This is a genomic window from Streptomyces durbertensis (assembly GCF_014156695.1).
Lineage (GTDB): Bacteria > Actinomycetota > Actinomycetes > Streptomycetales > Streptomycetaceae > Streptomyces > Streptomyces durbertensis.
Genome location: NZ_WMLF01000234.1, coordinates 1 through 8,251, shown reverse-complemented (window position 1 = coordinate 8,251; position 8,251 = coordinate 1). Strand labels below are relative to the sequence as shown.

General features: G+C 71.2%; 12 protein-coding genes. 6 read left to right on the top strand and 6 right to left on the bottom strand.

The window, feature by feature from the left end; all coding sequences use genetic code 11:
- A partial coding sequence (locus tag GL263_RS16250; RefSeq protein ID WP_182856439.1) for an MFS transporter occupies positions 1-536 on the bottom strand: 536 nt, incomplete at its 3' end.
- A gap of 210 nt (positions 537-746) precedes the next feature.
- Here GL263_RS16250 and GL263_RS16245 point away from each other — a divergent pair.
- The 4 genes from GL263_RS16245 to GL263_RS16230 all read left to right on the top strand — a co-directional run bounded on the left by GL263_RS16245 (position 747) and on the right by GL263_RS16230 (position 3,541).
- Positions 747-1,175, top strand: a complete 429-nt coding sequence (locus GL263_RS16245) for an SRPBCC domain-containing protein (protein WP_182856438.1) — start codon at positions 747-749, stop codon at positions 1,173-1,175.
- A 110-nt stretch (positions 1,176-1,285) separates the two neighbouring features.
- A complete protein-coding gene (locus GL263_RS16240; RefSeq protein WP_182856437.1) occupies positions 1,286-1,978 on the top strand; it encodes a hypothetical protein in 693 nt (230 codons plus the stop codon).
- Between the two features lie 132 nt (positions 1,979-2,110).
- Complete coding sequence (locus tag GL263_RS16235) at positions 2,111-2,635, top strand: hypothetical protein (protein WP_182856436.1); 525 nt, start codon at positions 2,111-2,113, stop codon at positions 2,633-2,635.
- Between the two features lie 144 nt (positions 2,636-2,779).
- Entirely contained in the window at positions 2,780-3,541 is a 762-nt protein-coding gene (locus tag GL263_RS16230) for a phosphoglyceromutase (protein WP_182856435.1), read from the top strand.
- Between the two features lie 87 nt (positions 3,542-3,628).
- Here the strand turns inward: GL263_RS16230 and GL263_RS16225 are convergent, their stop codons facing one another.
- On the bottom strand, positions 3,629-4,306 hold the full coding sequence (locus GL263_RS16225; protein WP_323379426.1) for a hypothetical protein: 678 nt from the start codon (positions 4,304-4,306) through the stop codon (positions 3,629-3,631).
- Positions 4,307-4,460: 154 nt separating this feature from the next.
- The gene (locus tag GL263_RS16220) at positions 4,461-4,754 is read right to left on the bottom strand and encodes a hypothetical protein (protein ID WP_182856434.1); all 294 of its coding nucleotides are present in this window, start codon (positions 4,752-4,754) and stop codon (positions 4,461-4,463) included.
- 199 nt (positions 4,755-4,953) lie between these two features.
- Here GL263_RS16220 and GL263_RS16215 point away from each other — a divergent pair, with 199 nt between their 5' ends.
- On the top strand, positions 4,954-5,304 hold the full coding sequence (locus GL263_RS16215; RefSeq protein WP_182856433.1) for a hypothetical protein: 351 nt from the start codon (positions 4,954-4,956) through the stop codon (positions 5,302-5,304).
- A gap of 312 nt (positions 5,305-5,616) precedes the next feature.
- Here the strand turns inward: GL263_RS16215 and GL263_RS16210 are convergent, their stop codons facing one another.
- Positions 5,617-6,234, bottom strand: coding sequence for a TOPRIM nucleotidyl transferase/hydrolase domain-containing protein (locus GL263_RS16210; protein WP_182856432.1), 618 nt, complete (start codon positions 6,232-6,234; stop codon positions 5,617-5,619).
- 130 nt (positions 6,235-6,364) lie between these two features.
- Between GL263_RS16210 and GL263_RS16205 the strand changes: the two genes are divergently transcribed.
- Positions 6,365-6,937 (top strand): dihydrofolate reductase family protein, encoded by a 573-nt coding sequence (locus tag GL263_RS16205; protein WP_182856431.1) that lies wholly within the window; start codon positions 6,365-6,367, stop codon positions 6,935-6,937.
- 30 nt (positions 6,938-6,967) lie between these two features.
- Here GL263_RS16205 and GL263_RS16200 read toward each other — a convergent pair whose 3' ends face one another.
- Positions 6,968-7,423 carry a hypothetical protein gene (locus GL263_RS16200; protein WP_182856430.1) on the bottom strand — a complete coding sequence of 152 codons (456 nt, stop codon included), beginning with the start codon at positions 7,421-7,423 and terminating at the stop codon, positions 6,968-6,970.
- A 155-nt stretch (positions 7,424-7,578) separates the two neighbouring features.
- Complete coding sequence (locus tag GL263_RS16195; RefSeq protein ID WP_182856440.1) at positions 7,579-8,244, bottom strand: response regulator; 666 nt, start codon at positions 8,242-8,244, stop codon at positions 7,579-7,581.
- Positions 8,245-8,251: the final 7 nt, after the last annotated feature.

Genomic DNA, 8,251 nt, shown 5'->3' with positions numbered 1-8,251 from the left:
CCCAACATCGGCGAGAGCCCCGCCCAGCCCGCCACCGAACCCAGCTGCTCACGCGGCACCCGGTCCGGCACCGTCGCCACCAGCCCCGCCTGCACCGACGACAGGCCCGTCTGCGCCACCACCCACCCGGCGACCATCCACCCCGGCCCCGGCGCCAACGACAGCAGCACCAGGCCGAGCGCGGCCACCGCCGCACCCCCGGCGATCCACGGCCGCCGCCGGCCGAAACGGGACCGCGTACGATCGCTCGCCGCGCCGAGCAGCGGCACCGCCAGCATGGTCACCAGCGCGCCCAACCCGGTCGTCAGCCCCAGCAGCTCCGTCTTCGAGTCCGGCGCGAACTTCTCCGCCTGGCGGGCCAGTTGCACGCCCATCGGGGTGAGCACGCCCAGCCACATACCGGTGCTCGCGAGGGCGTACCGGGCCGTCCAGCCCCGCCCGACGGGCGGCCGTCCGGCCTCGACCGCGGGACCTCGGTGAGGGCCGCCGCCCGATTCGGCGTCATCCGCCACGGCGACCGTCGTGTGCTGTGTCATCCCACTCCCCAGGCAGCGCTGAACCCTGTTGACGCCCCCAGCGTCACCACCGGTGATGGCGAGCGACTTGGGCGGCACCTAAGCGCGCCTGAAGCAACCGTTGCTGTACTGCCGGCGCCGCCCACACCACCACGGCACCCACACCACCCACTCGGAACCCGAACGCCCGGAACCCATCCGCGACCCCTTCCGAAGGCAGGCGACGGCCCCATGCCCACCATCAGCACCCAGATCGAGATCGGCGCGCCCCCCCAGCGGGTGTGGGACGTGCTCACCGACTTCCCCGGCCACCAGGAATGGGACCCCTTCTTCGTCCGCCTCGAAGGCACCCCCCGCCTCGGCGAGACCCTGACCGTCACCATCGCCCCGCCCGGCGGCAAGCGCATGGACTTCCGCCCCCGCGTCGTCGAGCTCGACGCCCCTCACCGGTTCGCCTGGCTCGGCCGCCTCCTCGTGCCCGGGATCTTCGACGGACGCCACCGCTTCGAACTGACCGCCACCCCCGACGGCGGAACCATGCTCCACCACGGCGAACGGTTCTCCGGCATCCTCACCCCCTTCGGCGGCGGCATGCTCAGCCGCACCGCCACCGGCTTCGAGACGTTCAACGACGCGCTCAAGAAGCGCTGCGAGCGGTGACGTTCACCCGGCGTATGCCCAAAACCCCCACCTCCGCGCCCGATCGGCGCGAAGATCGAACCGCACAGGCGCGGGGCCGGACCGCGCCCCGGAAGGACGGAGACCCACCCATGCCGGACCCCACGACCGCCGAGCGCGACAACGCCACCACCCTCCGGTGGGCCGCCCTCGCGCTGGCGACCGCCGGCGTACTCCTCGCCCTCTACCCGGCGCTCCGCCCCTACAGCGACGAGACCACCCTCGACGGCGCCGACGCCATGGCCTCCGGCCGCTGGGCCCTCTCCCACCTCGCCGGCATGCTCGCCTTCATCCTGATGCCGCTCGGCCTGATCGGCGTACGCGCCGCCGTCGACGGGACCGCGGGCCGGAAGCCCATGACCGCCGCGTTCCTCACCGCCTGGTTCGGCGCCGGCCTCGCCCTCCCGTACTACGGCGGTGAGGTCTTCGGCCTCCAGGCCATCAGCGAGGAGGCCGCCCGCACCGGCGACACCGAACTGCTGACCCTCGCCGACTCCGTCCGCATGGACGCCGTCCCCGCCACCGTCTTCAGCATCGCCATGCTGCTGTTCGCCGCCACCGGCGTACTCGTCGCGCTCGCCGTCGCCCGCTCCGGGCGCGCCGCACGCTGGCTCGGCTGGCCCTTCGGCGCCGCGCTGGTCCTCTACCTCCCGCAGTTCTTCGGCGGCCCCCCGCTGCGGATCGCCCACGGCGTCCTCGCCGCCGTCGGCTTCCTCCTCCTCGCCCACTGGCTGCGCACCCGCGGCGCGGGCGGCGATGCGGAACGGCCGGCTCCGGCTGCCTGACCCCACTGCTTTCGGCCGTTCCGCCCCGATCCCGTTGCCCGGATGTGAAGGCCGTGTGACCGTCGGCGAGCACCACCCGACCGACCTTCCATCCGGGCATCCGGGCACGCACAAACGAGGGGCAGCAGCACGATGAACGCACTCCGCAAGCGCACCTTCCCCGCCGTCGCCGCGCTGGTCGCCGGCGGCATGCTCGCCGTCGGCACGCTCGGCACCGTCGGCACCGCCCACGCCGCCGGCGCCCCGGCCGCGCCGCCCACCGCCGCCGCACCGGCCGCCGGCGCCGCCGACACCCAGGCCGCCGCCGCGGCCTTCACCGCCGCCACCAGCGACCTCACCCCCGAGGAGCAGGAAGCCCTCCGTGAGATAGCCGCCGCCATCTGGAACCCCGACCTGGCCGCCGGCTGGACCATGAACGCCGCCGTCGCCGAAGTCCTCTCCGAGGCCACCGACGGCATCCTGCGCTGCTCCGAGGCCTTCGCCCTCGTCCCCCGCCCGCCCGCGTTCATGCCCGGCCTCAGCTACCTGCGCAACTACTGGAAGCAGATCCGCGACTACTTCCTCGTCGTCAAGCAGAACCGCACCTACCGCATCTGCGTGATCAACGCCGCCTCCCGCTACCGCTCCCCGATCGAGCTCGCCTCCATGGGGCTCTGACCAGCCCCTTCGCGGTCCCCGCAGCCGCCTCCCGGCACGCATCCGAGCAGGCCTGCACTCACCTGATCGAGTGGCGCCTGGCTACGCGTCCGTAGCGCGGACGGCCACCACGGTCGGCCATGCGGCAGCCATTAGGCTGGCCGCATGGCCGACGCACCGTACAAGCTGATCCTCCTCCGCCACGGCGAGAGCGAGTGGAACGCGAAGAACCTGTTCACCGGCTGGGTGGACGTCAACCTGAACGAGAAGGGCGAGAAGGAGGCCGTCCGGGGCGGAGAGCTACTCAAGGACGCCGACCTGCTCCCCGACGTCGTACACACCTCCCTCCAGAAGCGGGCCATCCGCACCGCGCAGCTCGCCCTCGAGGCCGCCGACCGCCACTGGATCCCGGTCCACCGCTCCTGGCGCCTCAACGAGCGGCACTACGGCGCGCTCCAGGGCAAGGACAAGGCCCAGACCCTCGCCGAGTTCGGCGAGGAGCAGTTCATGCTGTGGCGCCGCTCCTACGACACCCCGCCGCCGGAGCTCGCCGACGGCACCGAGTGGTCGCAGAGCGACGACCCCCGCTACGCCACCATCCCCCCGGAGCTGCGTCCCCGCACCGAGTGCCTCAAGGACGTCGTCATCCGCATGCTGCCGTACTGGTACGACGGCATCGTCCCCGACCTCCTCGCCGGCCGGACCGTCCTCGTCGCCGCCCACGGCAACAGCCTCCGCGCGCTGGTGAAGCACCTCGACGGCATCTCCGACACCGAGATCGCCGGCCTCAACATCCCCACCGGCATCCCGCTCTCCTACGAGCTCGACGCCGACTTCCGCCCCCTCAACCCCGGCGGCACCTACCTCGACCCGGAGGCCGCCAAGGCCGCCATCGAAGCCGTCAAGAACCAGGGCAAGAAGAAGTAACCCCCCGCGAGAACAGCCCCCTACCAGCGGTTCTCTGCCGCCGGCAGGGGGCTTTCCGCTGCGCCGGGCCCCTTCGGGCCCGCCGGCTCACCCGCCGAACGCCGCTGCGGTGACGTCGCGCTCAAGCGTCGCGCGATGGAACGCGTACGTCCCGATGTCGGAGACCTTGACGAGCACGCAGAAGCGCTCCACCGACGACAGCTGCCTGGCCACCTGCCTGTACTCGCGCCGGAGGAAGTGGATCGCGGCCAGGTTGGCCATGGACGACTGCCCGGCCACCAGGAACACCGGGGCGACGGACTCCGCCGGCGTGAACTTCGCGACGACGGCGTACTCCTGGTGGCCGCGGTCGAACAGGAACTTCTCCCCGCCGACCTCATAGGCCACCGAGTCCGGGTGGGTGCCGTTGTAGGGGTGGATGACCACCCCGGGCAGGTGAGCGGCGAGGTGGCCGCCGGTGCGAAGGTTCGAACCTCCCAAGGGGCCGCCCACGCAGAACTCGGTGCGGTCGCCGTTGCCGCCGCGGAAGTCTCCGGTTTCCACCGAGACGCCGCAACCCAACTCGCCAGCGAGAAGCGTCAGCTCTACGACAGCGCGTACATCGCGCTGGTGCGCGGTGCCGGGTGAGTTGTACTTGTTGCCCACCACGATCAGGCAGTTCTCACCGGGCCGGACGCCGAAGAAGGCCGCTCGCCTGTTCTCCGCCCGACTGTGCTTGGCCCGCTCCCACAACCAGACGAACCCACCGCCGAGCAAGCTGGTCACCAGCCCGAGTGCGATGTTCGCGAGCGCCGACTGAATGACGTCCCCCTCTCCCCGCGGGTCATCGTGCCACGGGGGCTCTGCGGCGCACCACATCCGCACCAGGTCGACAGCCCGGAGTCGCTTGACGAGCTGGTGGCCGCTCACACTCCTGGTCTCAGACCAGGACGAGCGGCTTCTCCAGCACCTCCACGTTCTTGGCGACGTCGATGGCCTGGGCGTCGGTGACGACTTGCTGTGCGGAGTTGTGAGCGTTCTCCGCGTGGCTGATGCCCCCTCCGATGTTTCCGTTGTTCACGGCGCTGTTCTGACTGGCGAGGCCGATCACTCCGACGTGACTCCCGATGAGGCCGCCCGGAGCGGGGTCGGCGAGGGCGGGGCCGGCTGCTGCGAGGGTGGCGATTCCGGCAACGGCGGCAGCGCCGAGCGCTCGACTGAAGATCTTGGTCATGCCCCGGCAACGAGAGATGTGGGCCGTGGACACGATCACGGCTCACGACGACTTGACTTGGAGAGTGGGAAGTGAGCCCGTCCGTCGTCGGAGTGGACGGGGCGCCCGAGGGTCGCTTCCCATATGCCGTCGCGCCCAGCCGCCGTGGCATGCAACCGTAGGCACCGTGATCGACTGAGGAGACCGGAGGGGGCACGGCGTGGACGGTGCGGAAGCGACGCCCGCTGAGCGGGCCCTGGCCCGCGGGTACACGACGGGGGACGGCGCGGAGATGTTCGACGTCACCGGCCTCTCGCTCGACCACCACCTGAACCGCAACGTCACGCTGACGTACCGGCTCACCGTGCGGCGCGAAGACCACGAGGACGAGGACTGGGAGTTCACGCTCCTCTGGAACGACAAGTCCTTTGCCGACGTGTTCACCTCACCGGCGCCCGACCCCGAACGGCTCCGGCAACTCGTGCACATCGTGCGGGCTCACATCGAGGAGTGGTGGGACACCAAGGGCCGCAACCGGCAGTCGGCCCGGATGGGACGTCGCGTTTCCTGACCCCATGGCCCCTTTCCTTATCTCACCGCGGCGTTGAGGAAGCGCGGCCCGTACGGCGTCGTCGCCGGCCGAAGCGGTCGGCGACGACACTCACTCCGCCCGTGTGCGGGACGGGTAGGGGTTTGAGTAGGCGTACTCATCCCTCGTCCCCCAGGGCGGTCGCGCGGCTGCTGGTCTTCTCCGGCGGCGTTCTTGCGTCCGGGCTGGTCAACGCCCTCTTGATCGGACAGTTGTGGCACGTTCCGAGTGGGCGGCGGCACCCGCGCTCGAACGTCTGACCGTCGCGGTCAGGCGGTCTGGCCCCGAGAAGGGTCAGACCGCGGAGAGCAGGGCGTCGAGAGGTGCTGGAACCTGTTCGGGGGTGAGGGCCTCGGCGAGGACGCGGCCGTAGTGGATCTTGCGCCCCGACGTCGTTCCGAGGAAGCGCTTGAACTGCTGCTCGGCGGAGCGGCCTTGCTGCGCGGGTTGGCGGAGGAAGGTGTGCAGCGCGCGCAGGTCGCCTTCCTGCCGGATCAACTCCTCCATCCGTGGGAAGCCCAACGCGCGGACGAGTTCGTCCTCGAGGTCAGCCGAACAGACGTAGAAGGCCTGCGGTGCCGCGCCGGCCTGCTCGAAGCCACGTGTGTAGAAGGGGGCCTCCCTCTCGTCGCACAGCCCGGTGAGACGGAGGCCCAGGCCGGTGGGGCCGAGGAAACGGGCGTGGCGTCCGACGCTCATCGCGCCGCCCATCGACAGAACACACACGCCTTCGGCGGCCAGGTCACGGCCTCGGCGGTCCGCGAGCGCGTTGACCGCCGCCACGTCGCTCGGGCCTTCGAGCAGGATCACCGTCCGAGCGGATACACGTGCGGCCAGTTCGTGAACGGCGCCGTCAGGGCCACCCGCCGCCCACGCGGTCACCGCGTCGCGGAACGCCTCCATACCTGCCATGAGGTGAGTATCGTTCGAATCCGGCCGCCGGCGATGAGAAATACCCGGCTGAGCCGTCGATACGTGGTGAGGGGCCGAGCTCTCGGGCCCGTTCCCGTCCGCACGACACGAGACACCGAGGTATCCACACATGCGCACTCTGATCAGCACGGCGTTCGTCTCACTCGACGGTGTCATGGAGGCGCCGGGTGGTGAGCCCGGCTACCGGAACTCCGGCTGGACCTTCAAGGACGTCGAGTTCCTGCCCGAGGCGTACGAGATCAAGGACCGGGAGCAGCGGGCGGCCTCGGCGATGATGCTGGGGCGGGCCAGCTACGAGGCGTTCAGCTCGGTGTGGCCGAACATGGCCGAGTTCGCCGACTACAACGCGATGCCCAAGTACGTGGTCTCCACCACCCTCGCCGAGGACGACCTGGTGGCGGGCTGGGGCGAGACGACCATCCTGCGTTCCCTCGACGACGTCGCCGCGTTGAAGGAGACGGAAGGCGGGCCGATCATCGTGCACGGCAGCGCCGCCCTGAACCGGAACCTGTCGGACGCCGGGCTGATCGACCGCTACCACCTGCTCGTCTTCCCGCTCCTGCTCGGCGCGGGCAAGCGCCTGTTCAGCGAGACCGACAAGGACGCGCAGAAGCTGAAGCTTGTCGAGCACGAGGCGTACGCGAACGGCATCCAGAAGAACGTGTTCGACGTCGTCCGCTGACGGGACGGCCGCGCGGGACGGCTCGCGTGACTACGGCCTCACGGGGTCGCCCTCGCCCAGCTGCACCCACCACACGCCCTTGTCCCTGGTGAGGTCGATCCTCTGCCGGCTCCCGTCGGCGAAGCGGAGGCTGACATAGGCCAGGTAGTCCACGACGGGTTCGGCCACGACCGCCTTGACCGGTTCACCGGCCTGGGCGCCGTGGCGGGAGATCAGTTCGCGCGCCGCCTCCTCCCGGCCGGTGTACCAGGGGGCGCCGATGGCGGCGAGGTCGGCGGCGTCCCCGGCCAGGAGCCGCTGGACGTACACCTTGATGACCCGTTCCGTCTCCCGCGCGAGCGGCTCCACATCCGGGTAGGGGGACTTGGCCGGGACGACCGTGACCCGCACCTCCGGTGAGTCCCGCAGCTTGTATGGCGTCGGGTCGTGCCACAGCCGCCACCCGGCGGCGATCAACACGCCGCACACCGGCAGCGCTATGGCCACGATCCGTCCGCGCCGTCTGCGTCTCGTCCCGGTCCCCTGTGCCATCCCGGCTCTCACCTGCACTTTTCTGTTCGGCGTCGTGAGCTGGGACGCCGGCCGCGCCGGAGCCGTTCCCGCCGCTTGCGGTCGGTGATACCCCCAAGCCGGCGGCACCGTCAGCGGTCGGTGGCGTCGTGGGCGAGGAGGGCGAGTTGGACGCGGTTGTCGAGGCCGAGCTTGCTCAGCGCGCTGGAGAGATGGGCCTTGACCGTGCCGACGGACATGTAGAGGCGTTCGGCGATCTCCGCGTTCGACAGACCCTCGGACACCGCTGCGGCCACCTCGCGTTCGCGGTCGGAGAGGGCGGAAAGGCGGGTGCGGGCCTGGGCCGCCCGGGAGTCGGTGGCGGTCGCGGCGGCGTGCCGCATCAGGGTGCGGGCGACGGCGGGGGAGAGGACCGGTTCGCCCGCCGCCGCGCGGCGGACGGCCTCGACGATCTCCTCCGGCTCGGTGTCCTTCAGCAGGTAGCCGGCGGCGCCGGCGCGCACCGCCTCCAGGACCGTGCTCTCCGAGCCGAACGTCGTCAACACCAGGACGCGCGGAGGGTGTTCCGCGCCCGAGCCGACGAGTTCCCGGGTGGCGGCGATGCCGTCCCGTACGGGCATGCGGATGTCCATCAGGACCACGTCGGGTGCCAGCTCGCGGACGGCCGGGACCACCTGGTCCCCGTCGGAGACCTCACCCACGACCGTCAGGTCGTCCGCGCCGCGCAGCATCAGCCGCAGGCCCGCGCGGACGAGCGCGTCGTCGTCGACGAGCAGGACCCGCACCGGCCGACCCACCCCGCCC